Raw genomic sequence first — 21,034 nt, 5'->3', positions numbered from 1 at the left:
CGGCGGCGGGTAGGGCGGTACGGAGGTCACGCATGCTCCAGGTGGCCGGTGCGGGTGAGGAGGTACTCGACGAGACGGATGAGTGCCCGCGTGGCCGAGACCCGGTCGCGGGCGTCGCAGCGGACGAGGGGAGTTTCGGGCAGCAGGTCGAGGGCCTCGCGCACCTCGTCGAGCTCGTACGCGGGGGCGTCGTGGAACTGGTTCAGGGCGACCGCGTACGGCAGTCCGTGCTCCTCCAGTACGCCCATGACCTCGAACGACTGGCTGAGGCGGCGGCTGTCGGCGAGGACGAGCGCGCCGAGCGCGCCCCGGGTCATGTCCTGCCAGAGCCGGGTGAAGCGCTGCTGACCCGGGGTGCCGAAGAGGTAGAGCACCAGGCGGTCGTTGAGGGTGAGCCGGCCGAAGTCGAGGGCGACCGTGGTGGTCGTCTTGTCCCGCATGCCGGCCAGGTCGTCGACGAGGGCGCCGGCCTCGGTCATGACCTCCTCGGTGCACAGGGGCCGGATCTCGGAGAGCGTGCCGACGAACGTGGTCTTGCCGACCGCGAAGTGGCCCACGATCAGCAGCTTGACCGCCGTCTGCACACTGGGCCGCAGGTAGACGTCGTCAGAGGCAGGCGCGGAGTCCATCGAGCACCTCCTGGAGGATTTTGGCGTCGGTCGGCCGGGCTGCGGGGATCGGGGCGCGGGTGACGATGTGGCCGCTGTCCATGAGATCGGCGATCAGCACTTTGGCCACGCCGACCGGCAGCGACAGGTGGCCGGCCACCTCGGCGACCGACAGGGCTCCGGGCCGGCACAGTTCCATGAGCCTGCGCTTTTCCGGGTTGAGTCCGGTCAGCGGCAGATCGTCGGTGGCGATCAGCAGCGTGACCAGGTCCAGGGTGTTGCGGGTCGGGTGGGCGCGGCCGTCCGTGACGACGTACGACCGCACCAGCCTGTCTGCGGGGCGGCGCCGGGGTGTCATGCCGGGCTGCCGGTGTCCTGCCGGGCGGGGCTGGTCAGCTCCTTGCCGAGCCGGTCGACGAGTTTGTGCATGCGGTAGGTGACCGCCTCCATGTCGACGTCCTCGCCGGTGGAGACGGCGAGGTAGGCGCCCTCGCCGGCGGCGACCAGGAAGACGTAGCCGTGCGCGAACTCGATCATGGTCTGCCGCCACGGGGTGTGCGCGGAGCCGCAGAACTCGGCCGTGCTGCGGCTGATCGACTGGACGCCGGACAGACCCGCGGCCAGCCGTTCGGCGTCGTCGCGGTCGATGTCCTTGGAGAAGGCGCGGAGCATGCCGTCGGCGGAGAGCAGGATCGCGTGACGCGCCTGCGGCACCTTCAGCACCTCGTCCAGCATCCAGCCCAACGTGTTGTTGGTGGGCCTGGTCATTCGTGGCTGTTCCCTTCGTCGTCGTGGAGCGTGTGCCGGGCGTCCCTGCCCGAGCGGGTGCCGCGTGCGAAGGCGCCCATGCGCCGGGCGTTCTCCTCGGCCGAGCGGCCGCCGACCTCGTCGGCCGCTACGGGCTGCGGGGCCGGTTGCCGTGGGGAGCGGCGACGGCGCCTGGGCAGGCCGCCCGGCGTCGTCGCCTCCGCGGGTTCGGGTGCGGCATGGGGATCGGGGGCGGGGGCGGCCGGATCGGCGGTGGGGGCCGTGTCGGTCGAGTGCGTATGCGCAGGGGGGTGCGCGGGCGCGACGGCGGACGTGGGCGCGGGCCGTTCGGCGGGCGGCACGGGCTCCTGGACGGCGGCGTCCAGGTGCGTGAGCAGGGCGGCCGGAAGGAACACCACCGCGCGTACACCGCCGTACGGGGAGAGCGTGTCCACGGAGACGGTGAACCCGTAGCGCTCGGTGAGCGCCCCGATGACGGCGAAGCCGAAGCGGGGCGGGTCACCGAGCCGGACGATGTCCACGTCGTATGTGCGGGCGAGCAGTTCGGCGGCGTGCTCGGCCGCCTGGCCGTCCATGCCGACCCCGGCGTCGTCGATCACCACGCAGGCGCCGTTGTGCACCGTCTGGACGGTGACCTCGACGGTCGTGCCCGGCTGCGAGTGACGCGCCGCGTTGTCGAGCAGTTCGGCGACCGCCAGTACCACCGGTTCGACGGCCCGGCTGCGCACGGCGATGTCGACCTCGCCGTTGATACGGATGCGCCGGTAGTCGCGGATACGGGAGGTGGCGCCGCGTACGACCTCCACGAGCGCGGAGGTGGCACGCTGGCGGCCCGGCCACGAGCCGCACAGCACGGCGATGACCTGGGCACGGCGGCCGAACTGGGCGTTTGCGTGGTCGATTTCGAGCAGATCGCTCAGCACGCCGGGGTTGTCGTGCCGATCCTGCATCTCGGAGATGGACACCTGTTGTTCGTTCGCCAAGGCCTGGAGGGAGCGCATCGACGCCTTCAAGGCGGCCTTCGCCGACTGGTCGGCGCTCGACCGGGCGTGCTCGACCGCACCGGCGAATCGCTCCACGACACCGTCGAGGCACTTCGCGAACTCCGTGTCGGCGAGCCGGGTGTCGAGCAGACCGACGGCCGGTACCTGCGGGTGGGGCGCGTCCTCCAGGGCCGGCAGCCGGGCCGAGACGAGATGCCGCAGTTCCTCGTCCCGTGCCCGAAGGCCCTCCCCCAATTCGGCGTTCCGTCTGCGCTGCCGTGCGGTGATGCCGCGTTCGCGCACCAGCAGCACGGCGACGGCGAACAGGCCCACGGCCAGGCACCAGAACACCGCCTCCGGTATCTGTTCCGTCATCAAGTCCTCACAGCGGGTGGCGGGTCGACGGGCAGCGCACGACGGTAGTGGCGCATCCGCATGCGGACTTGTCCGTGCGCGCAAGGAAGTTGCCGCGGGACGCACGAGCGTTCGTGAGACCTGCAGATCGCGACCGGCTCGGCTCCGGCGTAAGCCAATGAGGCCGATACGAGTTCCGGAAACCGATTGCTGGTCCCTAGGCTGCGCCCCGAACAACAGTCCTCGAACACAGGGGCGTTCGGGGCTGCTCCCGAGGCCGTCGGGAGACGTCGCAGCAAAGGGGATGCGTTGCCCACGGGAAGCTACGTCGTGGAGACGACGAGAACCGCCGAGGTCGGAGCCCGCGAGCAGACCGATCTGTGGAGTGAGCGCGTCGCGGCGTACCAGACCAGGATGGACTACAAGTACGCCCGCGCCGAGGGCTTCCGCGGCAAGATGGTCCGGCAGGGCAGCGACAGCTACCAGGTCGTCACCTGGTACAGCGACCAGATCGAGTACGCCCGTACACCGGGCCTGATCCGTCAGATGCCCGACCCCGACTACCGGCTCCTCTTCCCTGTCGCGGGCGAACTGCTGCTGCGACAGGACGACCAGGAGGTGCGGCTGACGCCGGGCACGGGCAGCCTGATCACACTCGGTGCGCCCTTCGAGATCCTGCACGGCGCGTCCCTGCGCGGTGTCATCATGTCGATCCCGGCCCAGGAGATCGACGGCCCGCTGAACCGGAAGGCGCCGCTGGCCACCGGGCTCGATCTGACCAAGGGGCTGGGCCGTGTGGTGCACTCCATGGTGCGCGGCCTGAACGACGAGCGTGGCCATCTCACCACCCCGCAGTTCGACGCCGTCTGCGACCGCGTCGTCGAGCTGCTGTGCATGCTCGCCTGCGGGGACGACCGTCCCGACGTCCCGGGGCAGCTGACCGAGGTGGAGGCGGTGGTCCGCCGTCATGTGCGCGAGCACGCGGCCGACCCCGGCCTGTCCGGCGCCTCCATGGCCCGTGCCCTCGGCTGGTCCCTCCGCCAGATCCAGCTCGCGCTCCAACAGGTGGGCACCACGCCTCGCGACCTGATCCGCGAGGAGCGCCTGCGTCTGGTCCGCGAGCGTCTCCTGCGCGCCGACTGCGCGCACATGACGATCACGGACCTGACGTACGCCTCGGGCTTCTCCTCGGCGAGTGCGATGAGCACGGCCTTCCGTCGGCGCTTCGGGGTGAGCCCCCGGGAGATGCGTTCCAAGGCCCGCTGATCCCGCCCGCACGCATCGGCATCGACTCCGCGCGAACGGGGCCTCCCTGTGTCATTGACGGGCAGGCAGTTGATCGCGAACGATGACCGCCATGCGCTTCCTACGGCGGGTACGTGAGGATCTCTCCGCAGGGGAGAACCTGGAGATCTACGTCACCGCGCTCCTCTCGCTGACCTTGGCCGTACTCGGCGCGCTCGATGTGGCCGACGGCGAGGTGCTCTCGGCTGCCATCCTGGCGACGCTCGCCCTGCTGGCCGGGAGCCTGCTGGGCAGCCGCCGCCAAGTCGCCGATCTGGCCGCGCAGATGCGCGCTCGCAGCCGGGGAGAGGTGTCGGCCCAGGACTTCTTCAGCACCGACAAGCCGGACGTTGTCCAACAAGTGCACGGTGCACGGGACATCAGGATCGTCGGAGTCACGCTCGCGCGAACGCTCCGCAACCTCATCGACGAGTTGGAACACCGAGCGGTCGCCGGAGCGTTGGTCAAGGTCGCACTCATCGACCCGGACACCACGGCACCTGCGGAGGCCGCCCGACGCAGCACGATGCCTGACCGGCCCGAGGTCTACCAAAACCGGCTGCGCCCATCGATCGACCTGCTACGGGACCTTGTTGAGAAGCCTGGAGTCGACGGCCGGGTGGAGGTGCGCTTTCTGCCCTTCGTCCCTGCCTTCGGGCTGGTACTCCTCGATCCACAGCGGTCCCACGGGATCACCTACGTCGATGTCTACTCACACAGTTCTGCCAGCGGGGATGCCGTCTTCGCGCTGCGGCCGGGCCGGGACGGACATTGGTACGAGCACTTCCACGGCGAGTTCGAGCGTGTCTGGGCGTCGGGGCGGCCGGCCGACTCCTCGGACGGCTTTCCCGCCGTTCCGAGCGGCTGACGCCCTGCGGGCACGGCTGGCTGCGCAGCAGCACCGGCCGCCGCGCCCATCCCCACCGTCGCGTGATCACCGCCGTCCTGCACGAGTACACGCCCCGTCCCGCTCGGCGGGCAGCCCGAACTACGCCACCGCCGCCCCGGCGAACCGTGCGCCCGGCAGTCCGCCGGTGGAGTACGCCGCGTGCACCGCGCCGCCGGCATGCACCAGGCTGTGCAGCACCTCCGGCGGGTAGGGCGGGGTGGCGCGCGGCGTCTGCCAGAGGGGGGCATCGGTGGCCGCGTCCGCAGCCGCCGGCCGACGTGCGTACCGTGCGCGACAGACCGACCGTCGGCCATGGCGCGTGAGCACCGGCGGTCGTTAGCGGTCCGGCCTTCGCCGCACCACCAGGTGGATCGAACCCGGGTAAGTCATCGTGGCGGCAAACTCCGCCCGCAGGACGCCTGCTTCCTGGCGTACGCCGACGAGACCGTCCGCGGCCGGGTCACCGGCGTCCGGGCCACGCCGCCCATGCCCGGCCCGCCGCACGGGTGGCGGTGCCCCGGCATCGCCGCGCACGGCCGGCCGGAAGACACACGGCGACCACGGAAGCGGGCCGTGTGCCCGGGCGTCGGCGGGCCTTCACCAGGTGTCGACGCAGCGGCGCGAGCCGCGCTGCCCGGGCTCAGGGTCAGGGTCAGGGTCAGGGTCATGCAGCAGCGTGCTGATCCAGCGTCGGGACTCGGCCGGGTCGATGACGTCGTCGATCTCGAAGACCGATGCGACGTTGAGTGCCTTGCCGTGCTCGTAGGCGGCCGCGACCCTGCGGGCGAACTCCCGCTCGCGCTCGTCCGCGTCCTCGATGGCCGCCAGCTCCCGGCGGTAGCCCAGCCGCACCGCGCCCTCGATGCCCATCGGCCCGAACTCGCCCGTGGGCCACGCCACCGTGAACCGGGGGATGCGGAAGCCGCCGCCGGCCATGGCCTGGGCGCCCAGCCCATAGCCCTTGCGCAGCACGATCACCCCGAAGGGCACCGTGAGCGCCGAGGCGTGGACGAACATGCGGCTGACATGCCGGACGGTCGCGGTCTTCTCCGCCTCGGGGCCGACCATGAACCCGGGTGTGTCGCACAGGGAGACCACCGGCAGCCCGAACGCGTCGCACAACTGCAGGAAGCGGCTCGCTTTGTCGGCCGCGTCGGAGTCGATGGCGCCGCCCAGATGCCGCGGGTCGTTGGCGAGGATGCCGCACGGGCGACCCTCCACCCGGGCCAGAGCGGTGATGACGCCGCGTCCGAAGTGCCGTCGCAGTTCCAGGACGGAGTCCGCGTCGGCGAGGGTGGCGATGACCGCACGCACGTCGTACGCCCGCCGCCGGTTCTCGGGAATGAGGTGGCGCAGTCGGCGCTGGTCGGGGCACTCCCATTCCGTCACCGGGCCCTGGAAGTACGACAGATACGTGCGCGCCAGCCGGACGGCATCCGCGTCGTCCTCGGCGTCGAGGTCGATGACGCCGTTCGCCCGCTGGACCTCGACCGGCCCGATGTCCTCCGGGGCGTAGCTGCCCAGACCCCCGCCCTCGATCATCGCCGGGCCGCCCATGCCGATGGTGGCCTCGGGCGTGGCGATGATGACGTCGCAGCAGCCGAGCAGCGCGGCGTTGCCGGCGAAGCAGCGCCCCGAGCCGATGCCGACCAGCGGCACCTTCCCGTTCAGGGACGCGAACAGCGCGAAGGCCATGCAGTCCAGTCCGGAGACCACCGTGCCGTCCACGTCGCCCGGCCGGCCGCCGCCCCCTTCGGCGAACAGGACGACGGGCAGGTGCGCCTGTTCGGCCAACGCGAAGAGGCGGTCCTTCTTGCGGTGGCCCGTCATGCCCTGGGTGCCGGCCATCACGCTGTAGTCGTACGACATCGCCACCACGCGGGCGGACCGGGGGCCGAACCGGTCGGCCCCCACCGTGCCCACGCCGCCGACCAGGCCGTCGGCGGGCGTGCGGCGGATCAGGTCGTCCAGGGACCGGCGGCTGCGCTGGGCGGCCATGGCCAGGCCGCCGTACTCGACGAAACTGCCCGGGTCACACAGGTCGGCGATGTTCTCACGGGCGGTGCGCCGCCCCTCGGCGTGCCGCCGGGTGACCATCTCGGGGCGGTCGGCGTCGTCGCCGAACCGCTTGCGCGCCCGCACCTCTTCCAGATCGGCGCGGGGGGCGTCCGGATCCGGCCGTTCCTCGGGGCGCGGCTCACCGTCCGCCTCGCCGGTGGCCTCCATCACCACCAGCGGCTGACCGTGCTCGGCCAGTTCACCCAGCTCCACCCGTACGGCGACGACCACGCCGTCGCCCGGCGCCTGGAGCAGGTGCTCCATCTTCATGGACTCCAGGACCACCAAGGTGCTTCCGGCCCGTACGCGCTCTCCTTCGGCGACGGCGACGTCGACGACGGTGGCCGTCATGGGGGCGGTGACGGTGAGCGTGCCCTGTGGCTCCAACGCGTCGGTAACCTCGGCGTCCTTCTCCTCGTCTGTCTCCTGCGGGACCAGTGTGGGCAGGAGTTCGTCAAGGAGCGCCGTGTGCAGCCGCCCGGCGACGACCTCGGGTGCCTCCAACAGCCGCAGCAGCACCTCGGTGTTGGTGGCGACTCCCTCGACCCTCAGCTCCGCCAGGGCGCGGCGGGCGCGGGCGAGCGTGTCGGGCAAGCTGCCGGAGCCGTCGTGGGCGACGAGCTTGGCCAGCAGTGAGTCGAAGCGCGGGCTGACCCGGCCGCCGGGAAACGCGGCGGTGTCGACGCGCACACCCGGCCCGGCCGGCGGCCAGAAGACGTCCAGCGTGCCGGCGGAGGGCAGCACCGTCCCGTCGGGGCGGACCGTCTCGGCGTTGACCCGCACCTGCACCGCGCAGCCGCGGGGAACGGGAGCCTGCCCCGCCCCGATGCGGTCGAGTCTCTCGCCGGAAGCCACCCGCAGCTGGGCCTTGACCAGGTCGATGCCGGTGACCTCCTCGGTGACGGTGTGTTCGACCTGGATGCGCGGGTTGGCCTCGAGGAAGTAGAAGCCCGGGGAGCCGTCGCCGGTGTCCACGAGGAACTCGAACGTGCCGAGACCGGCATAGGCGACCTCCCGGGCCATGCGCAGCGCCGCATCGTGCAGCCCGGCCCGCACCGCCGCGTCGAGGCCGGGCGCCGACGCGATCTCCACGATCTTCTGCCGGTGCCGCTGCAGGCTGCAGTCGCGGTCGCCGTAGCCGACGACGGCGCCCGTGCCGTCGCCGAGCACCTGCACCTCGACATGGCGGGCACGCCGCAGCAACTGCTCGACGTAGACCGCGCCGTCGCCGAAGGCGTGCGAGGCCTCCGAACGGCAGCGCCGGACGGCCTCCTCCAACTGCCCTGCCTCGTACACCGCCCGCATGCCGCGCCCGCCGCCGCCGGCGACCGCCTTGACCATCACCGCGGCACCGTCGCCGAGGCCGGCCATGAACGCACGAGCCTCCTCGATACCGGTGTCGCCGTACGTCGCCGGCAGCACCGGCACGCCGAGGCGCGCGGCGAGTTCACGGGCCGCGGTCTTGTCGCCGAGCGTCCGCAGCACCTCGGGGCGCGGCCCGACCCAGGTCAGTCCGGCGTCGGCGCACCGCTGCGCGAAGTCGGCGTTCTCGGCCAGCAGTCCGTAGCCGGGGTGGACCGCGTCGCAGCCCGTGCGCACCGCCGCACCGACCAGGGCCGCCGCGTCCAGGAAGGCCCCCGGCCCCTCGCCGTCGAGCACCACGACCTCGTCCGCCATGCGGGTGTGCAGCGCGTCCGCCTCGTCGCGGGAGTGCAGCGCCACCGTCAGCAGGTCCAGCTCGCGGGCGGTGCGCATCACCCGTACCGCGATCTCACCGCGGTTGGCGACCAGCAGCTTGGCCAGACCCATCGTCACCGGTCCTTTTCGTCAGCATCGGCAGCGGCCGGGGACGCCGGAGACACGGCGATGCGCGCGGCCCGCTCCAGCAGCTCGCCCTTCTTCACCTTGCCGGTGGTGGTCATGGGCAGGGCGTCGACGCACCTCACCACGGGCACCTTGTACGGCGCCATGTTCGCCCGCGCCCACACTCGCACGCCCTCGGCGTCCAGCGCGGCGCCGGGGCGGGGCTGGACGAACGCCAGCGGCACCTGGCCCCGTTGGGGATCGTCCATCGGTACCACCGCCGCGGTCAGCACATCCGGGTGCCGGGCCAGCAGCGCCTCCAGCTCGGACGGGAATACGCTCATACCCGAGACCTTGATCATCTCCTTGTTGCGGCCGAGGTAGTGCAGGCACCCGTCCTCGTCGATCATTCCGATGTCGCCGGTGTGCAGCCAGCCGTCGCGCAGGACCCGGGCGGTGGCCTCCGGCTGCCGCCAGTACCCGGTGAGCAGGGAGGGGGAACGTACGAGGATCTCGCCGCTCTCGCCCAGCGGCAGCGGCTCGGCGCTCTCCCCGTCGGCCACCATGAACTCGGTTCCCGGCACGGGCAGTCCGCAGAAGACCGGCTCGGTCAGCAGGTCGTGATCCCCGTGCTGGAACCCGGTGGTGAAGGAGTCCGCGGTGTGCGTCTCGGTCATGCCGTACGCCGCCTCCTGCAGCATGCTGTGCTCACCGACCAGGGAGCTCCACCGGGCCCGGATCGCCGGCGTCAGCTTGCGCACGAACGACATGGCCCGCGGCTGCGCCAGACTGGACAGGTCGGTGCCGGGCAGACCGGGGTGCTCCATCAGCTCGACGTAGTTGTCGACCGTGCCCAGCATCAGCGTCACGTGGTACCGCTCGATCGCCTGCAGCACGGCCTCGGGGTCCCACCGGGTGAGCAGCACGATGCCGCTGCCGGTCAGCAGCGGCAGCAGGATGCCGAAGTCCTCGCCGGCGATCCAGAAGACCGGCACGTAGATCAGCAGCACGTCGGGGTTGTCGCCGGAGAGGTCCATGCCGCTGGCGGCCGCCGCCGTCGCCGCGGTGTAGAGCATGTGCCGCTGGGAGTGTTCGCACCCCTTGGGCAGGCCGGTCGTCCCTCCGGTGTAGTTCAGGGCGGCGAGCGCGTCCAGGTCGGCCGGCTGGTCCTGGCCGCGGGCACCGCCCACGGCCTGTCCCCACCCACTGCCGGTCGGGCCGGCACCCGCCAGGCCGGACGGCAACGGCAACACCGGATCGGAGGGGAGCATGTCGGCGAGGCTGGTGACGAGCACGCTCCGTACGGCTGTGCCGGACCGCACCGCCTCGACCAGCGGTCGCAGGGTGTCCAGAGTGATCAGGAGCTCCACCCCGGCGTCGGCCAGCTCGTGCCGCAGCTCGTACTCCCGGAACATCGGGTTCACCGGGACGTGCACGGCTCCGGCGCGCAGGATGCCGAGCATGGCGACGATGAACTGCGGGCAGTTGGGCAGGAACACCCCGACGCGGTCTGAGGGGCGTACGCCGCTGCGCTGCAGCCAGCCGCACAGCCGCGCCGTCAGGTCCTCCAGCGCCGCGTACGTGATCTGCTCGCCGTAGAAGGTGATCGCGACTCGGTCGGGATGGCGCCGGGCCCAGTGCCGCAGGTGGTCGGTGACCGGCCGCTGCCCGAACGGGTACACCACCTCCCTCGGCATCGAGGCCGGCCATACGCGCTGCTGGCGGGCCCGTACGTCGGCCAAGTACTCCTCCACGCGCGCGTTGTCCGCCACGACGGCCTCCACCCGGCTCAGGCATACCAACTGGTCGGCATGTGCCGCATCACCGTAAAGGGAGCCCGCAAGCCGGGACAAGGGGCCGGACGCAGTGGGGGCAGGCCGGGGGCTGCCGTCTCCTTGAACTGCGCGAGACCGGGCCGGTGACTGCCGACCCGCCGACGATGATCCCCACACCGGCAGGTTACGAACAAGCCAGAGCCGCGCCAGGAGGCTCGTGTACGTGCCCGAAGTGCTCTGGCACAGTGGCGGCCCGGCCGCCACTGGACGCCCTTGACGTCCACCTTTCACACCGAGGCAGGCCGGGATACCCAGGGTCGCCGGCGCAGAGCCCGAAGCCGCTTGGACATACCAGCGGAAAGCCCTGTTCACGAACCCTTTCAGATCGACCGTGCGGGCCGAATCAACTCACCCCGCGATTAATTGAATTCGATACGGGTGAATCGTGAATTGACGCAGCCGGGGCTGACGCAAATCAAGCGCAGACATGCGCGCAGTTCATCCATCCCCGGTCAGGGCGACGATCCACGCGCGGAGACCGCGTATTCGGCAATGGCGCTAATTCGGCTTCAGCACGGCTTCGCATCCCGGCATGCTCTGGGTGCCCAGGCGCCAGGGCCGATCACCGGTTGAGCAGGCGTCGGCCATGGCGCGATGGGAGGGGTCTGCGAGGACTGAGGACTGTTGAAAGCGGCAAGGACATCCGGGTGTCGCGCCGGGGTGAGCCGCAGCCGCACGTTCAGCGCTTGCGGCCACACCATTTCCCCCGTTTCCCTCGCACTCCGCGAAGGCCGGCTATTGGGTCCCGGCTGCGGTCGGCAAACCATCTGCCTCAGACGCGACCGCCGGAGCCGTCAATACCTGTCTCCTCCGATTGGCCCGGTGATCGAAGCAAAAGGAAATGCGCACGACTGTGAGATCGAAATTCAGCGCCCTATCGTCAGGAGCAGGTCATGAAGAGAACGCGTCATCACACCGTGGCACTTCTTGCCACGGTGTGTGGTTTCACTCTCTGCCTCACGGGCGTGGCCCGCGGGGCCGGCGCACCGACGCCACACATTCTCGCCACGACGCTGGTGAACAAGACCGGCACCACCATCACGGTCACCGCCGGAGTCGGACGGGGCAACACGATCAGTGTCTGGCAGTCAGGCAGCGGCATCAGAATCAGAGACACCGGAGACACGGTCGCACCGTCCGGCGACTGCTACGCCATCAGCACGACCGAAGTCGCCTGCAGGGCCGCCGACACCACCGAACTCGTGGTCAACGCCGGCGACCAGGACGACAACGTCACCTCCTCGCTGGCGGCCCTCGGCGTCACCCTCGTCGGCGGGGCCGGCAACGACAACCTCTACGGCGGATCCGCCAACGACACCCTCGAAGGCGACGAGGGATCCGACTTCCTCTCCGGCGGCGCAGGCAACGACACGCTGACCGCAGGAGCCGAGGCGGACAGGATCTTCGGCGGCTCCGGCAATGACTCCATCGAGGGACGCGGCGGCTCGGACATCGTGGACGGCGGCGCCGGCAACGACGTGATCTACGGCGGCAACGGCAACGAGCAGATCGTCGCCGGCACCGGCAACGACTACGCCGAGGGCGGCAACGGCCGGGACACCATCGACGCCGTGGACAACGTCAGCGGCAACGACTACGTCGAAGGCGGCGCCGACGCGGACGACTGCCGCGCCGATTTGGGCGACAACGTCAGCGGATGCCCCTGACCAGCGCGAGTGAGCAGCACGCCAGTACCCGTACAACAGCGAGACGACACGAAAGGCGGGCACCGATGAGAACACGGAGTATCTGCACCACGGTGGTGGCGATCGGCGCACTCACCTGCGCCCCACTGACCGCCGCCTCCGCCGCGCCCGGTGCGCCCGGTGCGGCCCCCGGCGGGGGCCTGGCAGGCACCACGGTCGTGCAGGAGGTGGGTGACGCCCTGGTCGTCACAGCTGACCAGGGGGTGGCGAACGACATCACCATCCGGCGTCAGGGCAACGTTGTCGTAGTGACGGACGCGGGGGACACCGTGGCCGCCGTCGCCCCGTGTCAGTCGACGGGGACGCACACGGCAGAGTGTCCGCTGCCCGTCACGTCGATACGGGTCAACGCCGACGACGCCGATGACAGCGTCACCATCTCGCCGAACCTGGAGGCCGCCGGAACGGTGATCGGCGGTGCGGGTGACGACCGCCTCATCGGCGGCCCCCGGGCGGACCGGCTCGTCGGCGACGATCCGGCTGCCACCGGACTGCGGGCGACGCCGGGCAACGACACCATCAACGGCGGCCCCGGCAACGACACGATCTCCGGGCTGGCCGGCAACGACACCCTCAACGGCAATGCCGGCAACGACACCCTCAACGGCGACGACGGCAACGACACCCTCAGTGGTGACCAGGGCAACGACACCCTCAACGGGGGCCGCGGCAACGACACGCACATCGGCGGCGAAGGCAACGACACTCTCAACGCCGTGGACAACGTGATCGCCAACGACAGCCTCGACGGCGGCCTCGGCTTCGACACCTGCAACCGCGACACCGGCGACACGGCCCTCAACTGCCCCTGATCAACGACCCTTCGTGCGGCCGGATGTGAAACTCCCGAGCCGCAGGTTCAAGTCCCCTCGTCCCGACAGTTCCCCGGTACCGCACTGCACTCTGTCGTCGGGTCGGGGAAGCGTGGGAGCCCCCTGGGACCGATCGGGTCGGAGGCGTCGGCGGCTCGATCGTCGCGCTCTACCGACTCACCGGCGGCCCCGACAACCACGACGACGGCTACGGCTACGGCGGCTTGAAGCGCTGCGAACTGTACGTCGACAGCCTGGCCCGCAACACGTTCGAGAACGCCCGCACCACGAAAATGCACAACAAGATCTCATCCCACGACTGGGTGAGCACGAGCGCCTGCACCACCTACTCGTACATCTCCTAAACCGCCCCATCCGGTGCCTCTCGGGGCCGAGTCGCCCCGAGAGGCACCGCTACCGCGAGGCCCGACCGGGGCCACGTCAGGTGTGCGCCACGACCGTCCACACTGCGGTGTCGGGGGCGAGTACGCCGTTCTCCAAGGGCTCGCTGGTCGGCAGCACAGGGGCCGCGGGCGCAGCGGCAGCGGCCGGTAGGAGAGGTAAGCGTGGCCGCGCTGCGCCAGGTGCCGAGCCCGCAGCCGCATGGCAGGCGTGCCGGCGAAGTGCGGCATCAAGGTGCCACAGACGGTGCCGCATCCGACCGCCACAGGCACGGGATACTCCATCGAGGCGCCAGTTCCTTGCCCGCACTGGGTGATCACCCGGTGCGGGTGAAGTCCCGGGACGGACGGCCGGTGCCCTAGGGTGCCCATGGCTGCCGAGAAGGGCGGGACAGGCCCGCCACTCCGCTCTCCGATTGGGCAGCACCGGTGCGGTGGGCGGGAAATCGGCCCGTGCGGCGGTCGGCTGCTGAGATCGGCGCAGGCACGGGTGCTTGTGGGAGTGGGCGCAGCTCTTCGCCACGGCCGTCGCCGCGGCGTCGTACGGGTCGGCCGTCGTGTCGGACGAGAGCCACGCAGCAGGCTTTCGACGACTGCATCCGCCTGGCCGCCGGCAGCGGCGCCGGGCTGGGGACCGAGGCCGATCAACTCGCCAGTCCCTCCGAGATCCGCGCCCGGGGCGACATCACCGACGAGTTCAGGCAGGCGCAGGAGAAGATCCTCCACTGAGCTCACAACTTGCTCACGTACACCGTGTCCCGCACAACCGGGCCGTGCCGGCCGTGGTTACTTGGGAGCATGCTCAGCGGCGTGCGTGCCCGTGTTCTGCCGGCCTCCCAGCGCCGCTCGCTGGACGAACTGGCTCAGGATCTGGACCTGTCGTCCGGAGACACCAGGTCCAAGCGTTCGGCCTTCTGGACCATGCTGACGCTGTCGTCGGTCATCGCGGCCGGCGGAGTGCTCACGGACTCGACGGCCACCGTGATCGGCGCGATGATCATCGCGCCGCTGTCCACACCGATCATGGGCATCGCCCTGGGCTCGGTGCAGCGCCGCCGCACCGGATCGGTCAGGACCGTCCTCTTCGCCTGCGTGCTGGTGATCGCGATCGGGATGGTGTTCTCGACGGTGCTTCCCGGCGACTACGACCTGCTCTCCAACAGCCAGATCTCGGGACGGACGTCGCCGGGCCTGATGGACCTGATCGCCGCCCTGGCCACGGGCTTCGCCGGCGCGGTGGCACTCGCCCGACGGGACGTAGCCGCCGTGCTGCCCGGAGTTGCCATCGCCATCTCGCTCGTTCCGCCCCTGGTGGTCACCGGAGTCTGCCTGGGCCGACTGTCGGGATGGCTCGCGCTGGGGGCACTGATGCTGTTCGTGTCCAACCTCTTCGCGCTGGTCTTCGGCGGCATGGTGGTCTTCGCCACCCTCGGCTACGGCGCTCAGGACGACAGAGCAGCCGGACGGCCCGCCCGACGGGCATACGCCGCCATGGCCCTGCTCTTCACCGTCGTGTTCGTGCCGCTGACGGCCAACACCGTCCTCACGCTCCTGCTCGACGCCTGGACCGACCGGACCAAGGACGCGGCGCAGCAGTGGCTCGCCGACGAACCGGGCGCCTCCGTAACGAGTGTCGACGCGGAATCCCGGACCATGTACATCCATGTGCGCGCTCCCGGAGACCTCCCCCCGGTGAAGCCGCTGCTCGACCGGCTCGACGGACAGATCCCGGACGGGATCCCCGTCGTGGTGGACGTGTCGCGAGGTCGACGCATCGATGCCGGAAGGGTCGGCGGCTGAGCGGCCAGCGGCCCGATGGTCGCGACGAAGCGGTCTGTGTTCTGCACGATGCTGTTCGCCCACACCACGACGACGGACAGCAGCGACAACAGCGCGGCGACAAGGATCAGCAGGCCGGCGCCGAGCGACGGAAACGGGTGGTGCCACGGCGGCCCGGCGACCTCCAGGGCAGCCACCCGGCGCCGCAGTTCCTCCAACTCGCCGCGCTCCCGGCCCGAGAGACCTCCGTCACCGCTGTCGCTCGGTCACCAGCAGATGTGAGTGGCGCACAACGCGTCACGTAGGCGGACGAGGCGAGTGAACCGCGTCTTTTGGAAGTGCGAAGGCCACGCCCCGATGCTGCAATTGAGGTGCGCGCCCCGATGCTGAGGCGGGTGTGTCACAGGGGGCCAGCCGCGAGCACGAGCACGAGCACCAGAGGCGACACCGTGAGCGACGAATTCGACGAAGTGGGCCCGATCGACTACCTGGTCGTGGAGTTCCCCGGCAACCGGATGACAGGCGAGGGCTTCCCCCTCCTGGTCGATCTCGTGGACCGCGGCCTCATTCGGATCATGGACCTGGTGTTCGTCAGAAAGGACGAAGACGGATCCGTGACCGGCATGGAGATCGCCGATCTCACCGGCGACGGCTCCCTCGACCTGGCCGTCTTCGAGGGCGCGTCATCCGGTCTCCTGGACCAGGACGACATCGACGAGGCCGGCACCGCACTGGAACCCGGCAGTTCCGCCGGCATCCTGATCTACGAGAACCTGTGGGCAGCGCCCTTCGCCGCGGCCCTGCGCCGTGGAGGTGCAAGGATGGTCGCGTCCGGCCGGATCCCGGTGCCCGACCTCGTCGCCGCCCTCGACGCGACCGAGGCCGCTCACTGAACAGCAACCGTGGCGGTTCAAGGGCAGCAGGGAAGCAGGCCGTGCCAGGTCTCGTACGTGGTGTCGCGCGCACCGCCGTCATCTCCGGAACGGCGACTGCCGTGTCGAACCGTGCGTCACGCCGACAGCAGGGGCGCTGGGCTGCGCAACAGGGGCAACAGGGACAAGGTCGGCCTCCGGGCAGCGCCCGTGGCCCGTGCGCTGCGACGCAGCGGGGCCGAGGTGGTGACCAGTGGGCGGATCTCCGTCGACGGCGGCCGGCGGGGCCGCCGCCCGCTGAGGCGGCGTACGCCCCGCATCGCCACACCACCCACGGATCACAGGGGAGATGAATGACATGCCAGGACTCCTTCGCGGTGTCGCCCGCACGGCCGTCATCTCGGGGACGGCCACAGCGGTGTCCAACCGCGTCTCACGGCGGCAGGCGGGCCGGTGGGCCGAGCAGGACCGCGAACAGCAGCTCGCTCACCAGCAGTACGTCACGCCGCCCGCACCCGCCGCGCCTGCGCCCGCCGCGCCGCAGCCGGGCGCCGACGACATGTCCAGCAAGATCGACCAGCTGAAGCAACTTGGCGACCTCAAGGCCCAGGGAGTGCTCACCGACGAGGAATTCGAGACCCAGAAGCGGCGGATCCTCGGCTGACATGCAGGGAACGGGAACGGGGGGGGTGCACGGGCCGAGGGCTCCGACTGCCCCCCGCTGCCGGTACGCAGCCATCAGAAGCCGACCGGCTGCGTGACCTGCTGCGGAGCCCGGCCTGCCGGAAGGCGCTCGTCTTCTCCGCGCTCATCGGTGTCCCGGTCTCCCTCGCCGCGTTCTGGTTCCTCGCCGGCCTGCACGAACTCGAGCACCTGCTGTGGGCCGAACTGCCCGCGGAGCTGGGTTGGGACACCCCTGCGTGGTGGTGGCCGCTGCCGCTGCTGACGCTCGCCGGCATCGCCGTCGGTCTCGTGGTCCGGCGCCTGCCGGGAGCTGGCGGCCACGTTCCCGCCGCCGGTCTGCACGCCCCGGGGCTGCCCCTGGCCGCCCTGCCGGAGTCGTCCTTGCGGCCGTGGCCGGCCTGCCGCTGGGCGCCACCCTCGGCCCCGAAGCCCCGTTGATCGCGCTCGGCGGCGGTCCGGCCCTGCTCTTCGCATGGCTGGCCCGAGCCCCGGTGACCCAGCAGAGCACCGCTCTCCTCGGAGCGGACGATGCCGCTGCGGTACGGAACACCGCCAGGCACCCGCGACGACCATGTCGGATGCTGGTGCCGGGACAACGGCCCAGCCACGGCCCGCTACGGACAGTGCACCCGACGGCCGCCCGTCACAGCCGCTGTGCTCATCGGATCGCAGCGCTGAGCAGCATCGCGACTGCCCCTGAGGCCCCTCGGACGCGCGGGCCGGGACCTCACATGCCGGCTCGCAGACGCTCTGTCCCGTCATCCAGCGGCCGATCAGCACACTGCCGAGCACCATCGCCTGTTGCGCGTGATCTCCCGTCCAGGTGCGCTGCGCGGTCCCAGCAGCGGCGCTGGGCCGACGCCGGATGGAGCAGCACGTGCAGTGCGTCCTGGTGGTGGCGTCCGCCAGAGGCGTACGGACAGGGCCCGCCTTCATCTCGACCCCCAACCGATCCGTCCGGCCCCGTCTCCTCGCCATCGCACGGTGGGCCGTCCTAGGGGTCGAGCCCGTGCACGGCCGTGATCCGCCGCATCTCTTGACGGGTGACCCGTTCGTCCCCGTGTGAGCCCCTCATGCGGCGGAGTGCCGTAGCCCGCTTCGTCGCGCACTCTGGAGGTGGAAGGGAGCGTCGATGGAGACTTGCGCAGGGGCGCCGTCGGCACCAGGGATCCGGACACCATGCCGGGCACCATGTGCGTCGACGACTGATGCGGCGCGGGGGTAGGCGCAGGGGTGCCGGCAAGCGGCCGAGTCGGCCCGACGGGATGAGGCGCGGAAGCGGCGACCGGCGGCGGATCTTCTCCCTGCTGCGCGTGTCATGGTGGCGTGGCCGTATCAGGGAACTGACTGCCTGGCAGAAAGGCTTCCACGCGCGGGTGGAGACCCGCTTCCCGGTGGTCACAGGGCTCGTGGACCGCATGGTGTCGGTGAACATCTTCGACTCCGCCACTCGCATCGCGGCGCAGTGCTTCCTGACCGCCGTTCCGTTGCTGTTCGTGGTGGGTGCGTACGCGCCGACGGCGGTGCGGGACCAGGTCTCCGCGTCAGTCAGTGCCGTCTTCGGTCTGACCGGGCAGGCGAAGGACGAGGTGAAGCAGGCGTTCCAGCCCCCTGCCGACGATCTGCGCCAGGCGACCGGCCTGGTGGGCCTGCTCATGGTGCTGCTGTCGGCCACCGCGGTGAGTCGCGCGGTGCAGCGACTGTGCAGACGGGCCTGGCTACTGCCCCGGACGGGGGCGAAAGTCGCTCCGTGGAGGTGGCTGGCGTGGATCGTCCTGTGGCTCGGCGCACTGGTCGTGCAAGGGCTGCTGCACAACGGGTTCGGTCAAGGGGTGGTGCTGGGATTTCCGGTCATCCTGGTCATGCATGCGGCCATGTGGTGGTGGACCCAGCACCTTCTGCTGGCCGGCGTCGTCCGCTGGGCGCCCCTCCTGCCTGGGGCCGTCATCACGGCGATCGCGGTCAGCGGTCTGTCCGTGACCGCGCACTTCTACATGCCACGGGCACTCAACCGGGCCTTGGCCGACTACGGTTCCGCGGGGTCGGTCTTCATCCTCCTGTCCTGGCTGATCATCGTGTGTGTGGCCGTCGCCATCGGCCTCAGTGCGGGGGCAGTACTGTCCCAGGAGCCCTATCTGAAGCGCCGCCTCGGAACCCCTACGTCGTCACCTGGTGAGACCGAACACGCGTGACCGCCCTCGCGGGCTACCGGTGCGGGGCTGCCGTGAGACCGGAACCGACTCCCCCGCCCCGAGGCGGAATCGCCCCTCGCCCGTGTCCTGTACGGACGCAATGTGTCCCGGGTGTTGATCGGCATGGGCGCGACGCGAGTGTCCACGCGTCCGGGGTCGGTGCGCGAGAGCTGGTCGATCAGCGTCGGCGGACGCTGCTCGGCGGTGCCCACCGCTGCTTCCCGTAACCGGCGCAGAGCGGCGGACCTCCGCACCTCGAAGGCCGGATCTTCGTCACTCTGGTCGTAGCTTCTTCGGTGATCTTGTTGCCCGTCGCCTCTGCCTCCTCGCGTCGGGCGGCCGCGCCTCGGGGCGCCTCTCCACGCACCTGCTCGGCTTCTCTCTGGATTCGCTCAAGATCTGCGAGGTGCTGCTCGGCGACGTCAGCTTGGGCGGCCTTCCGCTTCCGTTCTTCACGCTCTGTCTGATCTTGTGCGGTGGCGGGCTACTCCGCCAGCTCCGCACAGCGGCTCTGCGCGGCATCCTCAGGGTCCTCCAGTCGGACCGGGCAGCCGTGCGCGCTCTGCCCCTGGACGCGGCGTTCCGGGAGACGATGAAGCGTGCGGTAGCACTCTTCACGGACCCCGAAGCAAGCCCTCCCAACCCGCTCCGCTCCACGACCGCGGTATTGATGCTGCACACCACGGTGTCCGCATCGGACGGCATCGAGGCCGCACCGGAGGGGAAGCAGGCCGCTTCTCTCGCCGTCGCGCTCGGCCTGCCGGCCTCGGCCCAACCATCGGACTGACACGGGCTCGGCGGGGCGCCCCACCCGGGCGGCGGAGCCTGCATAACGTACAGAGAGATCACCACCTGCCCGGGAGTACCCATGATCGGTCCCCGCCGGATGAGGCCCTCCGACGCCCTCGAGGCGATCGAGCCTCCGGGCAACGCCGAGCTGGCCGTCGGCGTGGTGTCGGTGACGGCCTTGGTGGAGGCCCTCGGTGTCCTGTCCGGATCCGCGGTGTGGCTCCTCGGGCTCCTGGTCTTCCCACCGGGTACGGCGTCGGCGCTGTGCACCGTCCGGCAGACGAGGTTCGTCGCCGCCTGGACCACGGTCGTCGTCACACTCAACGTGCTGCTGCGGGGCGATGACGTGGGCCGGTGGCTCGACCGGGCTCTGCTCGTGCTGCTCACCCTCGCCCTGGGAGTGACCTCCGTCTACGCCTGCCACCGGCGTGTCAAGCGCGAGCACGAGATGCTCCGCCTGCGCTCCACCGCCGCCGCCATGCAGCGGCACATTCTGCACCCCCTGCCCCTGGTCACCGACGACGTCATGGTCAACGGCGTCTACGAGCCCGTACAGGAGGACCGGCTCGTCGGCGGTGACATCTACGAGGCTGTCGCCTCGCCCTGGGGGACACGGGTGCTGATCGGTGACGTGCAGGGCAAGGGACTCGCCGCCGTGGGGGCCGCGTTCGCCGTCATCGGTGCCTTCCGCGAGGCGGCCCACCGGGAGCCCACGCTCACCGCACTCGTCGACGCCCTGGACGCCTCGGTCGTCCGGCACAACGCATACGCCGAACAGAACAGCGACGACGAGCGGTTCGTGACCGCGCTCGTCATCTCCGTCGACGCCGGTACCGAAGCGCAGGTCGTCAACTGCGGGCACATCCCACCCCGGTTGGTGCACGACGGCATCGTCACCACACCGCCGCTGGAGTCGGGGGTCCCGCTCGGTCTCGCCGAACTGGCCTCCGAACCGACCACCGTGGGCTGGTTCGAGTTCCCTGCCGGTTCGACACTGCTGCTGACCACCGACGGCCTCACCGAGACCCGCGCTGCCGACGGCACGTTCTACCCGGTCGACGAGCGGCTGACGAAACACCTCGACCTCTCCACCACCAAACTGCCCCAGGCCCTGTACGCAGACGCCCGCGCCTTCGCCGGCAACGGCAACCAGCACGACGACGTCGCCGTCCTGACCGTCCGCCGCACTCCCATCCACTGAGCAACGCCCCAGTGAG

18 protein-coding genes are annotated in these 21,034 nt (G+C 70.7%); 11 read left to right on the top strand and 7 right to left on the bottom strand.

The window, feature by feature from the left end:
* Positions 1-26: 26 nt before the first annotated feature.
* From PBV52_RS44445 to PBV52_RS44430, 4 genes are read right to left on the bottom strand one after another with little or no spacing between them, the layout of a single operon-like run.
* Complete coding sequence (locus tag PBV52_RS44445; protein WP_128429928.1) at positions 27-629, bottom strand: ATP/GTP-binding protein; 603 nt, start codon at positions 627-629, stop codon at positions 27-29.
* Positions 607-966, bottom strand: a complete 360-nt coding sequence (locus PBV52_RS44440; protein ID WP_274247065.1) for a DUF742 domain-containing protein — start codon at positions 964-966, stop codon at positions 607-609. The genes PBV52_RS44445 and PBV52_RS44440 overlap by 23 nt, the downstream gene beginning before the upstream one ends.
* The gene (locus PBV52_RS44435) at positions 963-1,376 is read right to left on the bottom strand and encodes a roadblock/LC7 domain-containing protein (RefSeq protein WP_274247063.1); all 414 of its coding nucleotides are present in this window, start codon (positions 1,374-1,376) and stop codon (positions 963-965) included. The genes PBV52_RS44440 and PBV52_RS44435 overlap by 4 nt, the downstream gene beginning before the upstream one ends.
* Entirely contained in the window at positions 1,373-2,734 is a 1,362-nt protein-coding gene (locus PBV52_RS44430) for an ATP-binding protein (RefSeq protein ID WP_274247061.1), read from the bottom strand. The genes PBV52_RS44435 and PBV52_RS44430 overlap by 4 nt, the downstream gene beginning before the upstream one ends.
* A gap of 288 nt (positions 2,735-3,022) precedes the next feature.
* Between PBV52_RS44430 and PBV52_RS44425 the strand changes: the two genes are divergently transcribed.
* Positions 3,023-3,979 carry a helix-turn-helix domain-containing protein gene (locus PBV52_RS44425; protein ID WP_306801471.1) on the top strand — a complete coding sequence of 319 codons (957 nt, stop codon included), beginning with the start codon at positions 3,023-3,025 and terminating at the stop codon, positions 3,977-3,979.
* A 91-nt stretch (positions 3,980-4,070) separates the two neighbouring features.
* Entirely contained in the window at positions 4,071-4,865 is a 795-nt protein-coding gene (locus PBV52_RS44420; protein WP_274247059.1) for a hypothetical protein, read from the top strand.
* A gap of 618 nt (positions 4,866-5,483) precedes the next feature.
* Here the strand turns inward: PBV52_RS44420 and PBV52_RS44415 are convergent.
* Together PBV52_RS44415 and PBV52_RS44410 are read right to left on the bottom strand one after the other, a co-directional pair.
* A complete protein-coding gene (locus PBV52_RS44415) occupies positions 5,484-8,753 on the bottom strand; it encodes a carboxyl transferase domain-containing protein (protein ID WP_274247056.1) in 3,270 nt (1,089 codons plus the stop codon).
* 2 nt (positions 8,754-8,755) lie between these two features.
* Positions 8,756-10,519 (bottom strand): AMP-binding protein, encoded by a 1,764-nt coding sequence (locus PBV52_RS44410; RefSeq protein WP_274247054.1) that lies wholly within the window; start codon positions 10,517-10,519, stop codon positions 8,756-8,758.
* A gap of 956 nt (positions 10,520-11,475) precedes the next feature.
* Here PBV52_RS44410 and PBV52_RS44405 point away from each other — a divergent pair.
* From PBV52_RS44405 to PBV52_RS44375, 6 genes are all read left to right on the top strand, one after another.
* Positions 11,476-12,249: a calcium-binding protein gene (locus PBV52_RS44405; RefSeq protein WP_274247053.1), complete on the top strand. Its 774-nt coding sequence runs from the start codon at positions 11,476-11,478 to the stop codon at positions 12,247-12,249.
* Between the two features lie 65 nt (positions 12,250-12,314).
* Positions 12,315-13,100, top strand: a complete 786-nt coding sequence (locus PBV52_RS44400) for a calcium-binding protein (protein ID WP_274247051.1) — start codon at positions 12,315-12,317, stop codon at positions 13,098-13,100.
* Positions 13,101-13,324: 224 nt separating this feature from the next.
* Entirely contained in the window at positions 13,325-13,465 is a 141-nt protein-coding gene (locus PBV52_RS44395; RefSeq protein ID WP_274247049.1) for a hypothetical protein, read from the top strand.
* Between the two features lie 846 nt (positions 13,466-14,311).
* Entirely contained in the window at positions 14,312-15,301 is a 990-nt protein-coding gene (locus tag PBV52_RS44390; protein WP_274247048.1) for a TIGR00341 family protein, read from the top strand.
* Positions 15,302-15,729: 428 nt separating this feature from the next.
* Entirely contained in the window at positions 15,730-16,173 is a 444-nt protein-coding gene (locus PBV52_RS44385) for a DUF6325 family protein (RefSeq protein ID WP_274247046.1), read from the top strand.
* A gap of 337 nt (positions 16,174-16,510) precedes the next feature.
* Positions 16,511-16,816, top strand: a complete 306-nt coding sequence (locus PBV52_RS44375; RefSeq protein WP_274247044.1) for an SHOCT domain-containing protein — start codon at positions 16,511-16,513, stop codon at positions 16,814-16,816.
* A gap of 74 nt (positions 16,817-16,890) precedes the next feature.
* Here the strand turns inward: PBV52_RS44375 and PBV52_RS51500 are convergent, their stop codons facing one another.
* Positions 16,891-17,157, bottom strand: a complete 267-nt coding sequence (locus PBV52_RS51500; protein WP_306801470.1) for a hypothetical protein — start codon at positions 17,155-17,157, stop codon at positions 16,891-16,893.
* 944 nt (positions 17,158-18,101) lie between these two features.
* Between PBV52_RS51500 and PBV52_RS44365 the strand changes: the two genes are divergently transcribed.
* The 3 genes from PBV52_RS44365 (at position 18,102) to PBV52_RS44355 (ending at position 21,018) form a co-directional block, all read left to right on the top strand.
* A complete protein-coding gene (locus PBV52_RS44365) occupies positions 18,102-19,028 on the top strand; it encodes a YhjD/YihY/BrkB family envelope integrity protein (protein ID WP_274247043.1) in 927 nt (308 codons plus the stop codon).
* Positions 19,029-19,434: 406 nt separating this feature from the next.
* Complete coding sequence (locus PBV52_RS44360) at positions 19,435-19,815, top strand: hypothetical protein (RefSeq protein WP_274247041.1); 381 nt, start codon at positions 19,435-19,437, stop codon at positions 19,813-19,815.
* Positions 19,816-19,896: 81 nt separating this feature from the next.
* Positions 19,897-21,018 (top strand): PP2C family protein-serine/threonine phosphatase, encoded by a 1,122-nt coding sequence (locus PBV52_RS44355; RefSeq protein ID WP_274247039.1) that lies wholly within the window; start codon positions 19,897-19,899, stop codon positions 21,016-21,018.
* Positions 21,019-21,034 lie beyond the last annotated feature (16 nt).

It is taken from the genome of Streptomyces sp. T12, from assembly GCF_028736035.1.
GTDB lineage: Bacteria > Actinomycetota > Actinomycetes > Streptomycetales > Streptomycetaceae > Streptomyces.
Note: the sequence above shows the minus strand (reverse complement) of the source record. Positions and strands in the feature narration are given on the sequence as shown.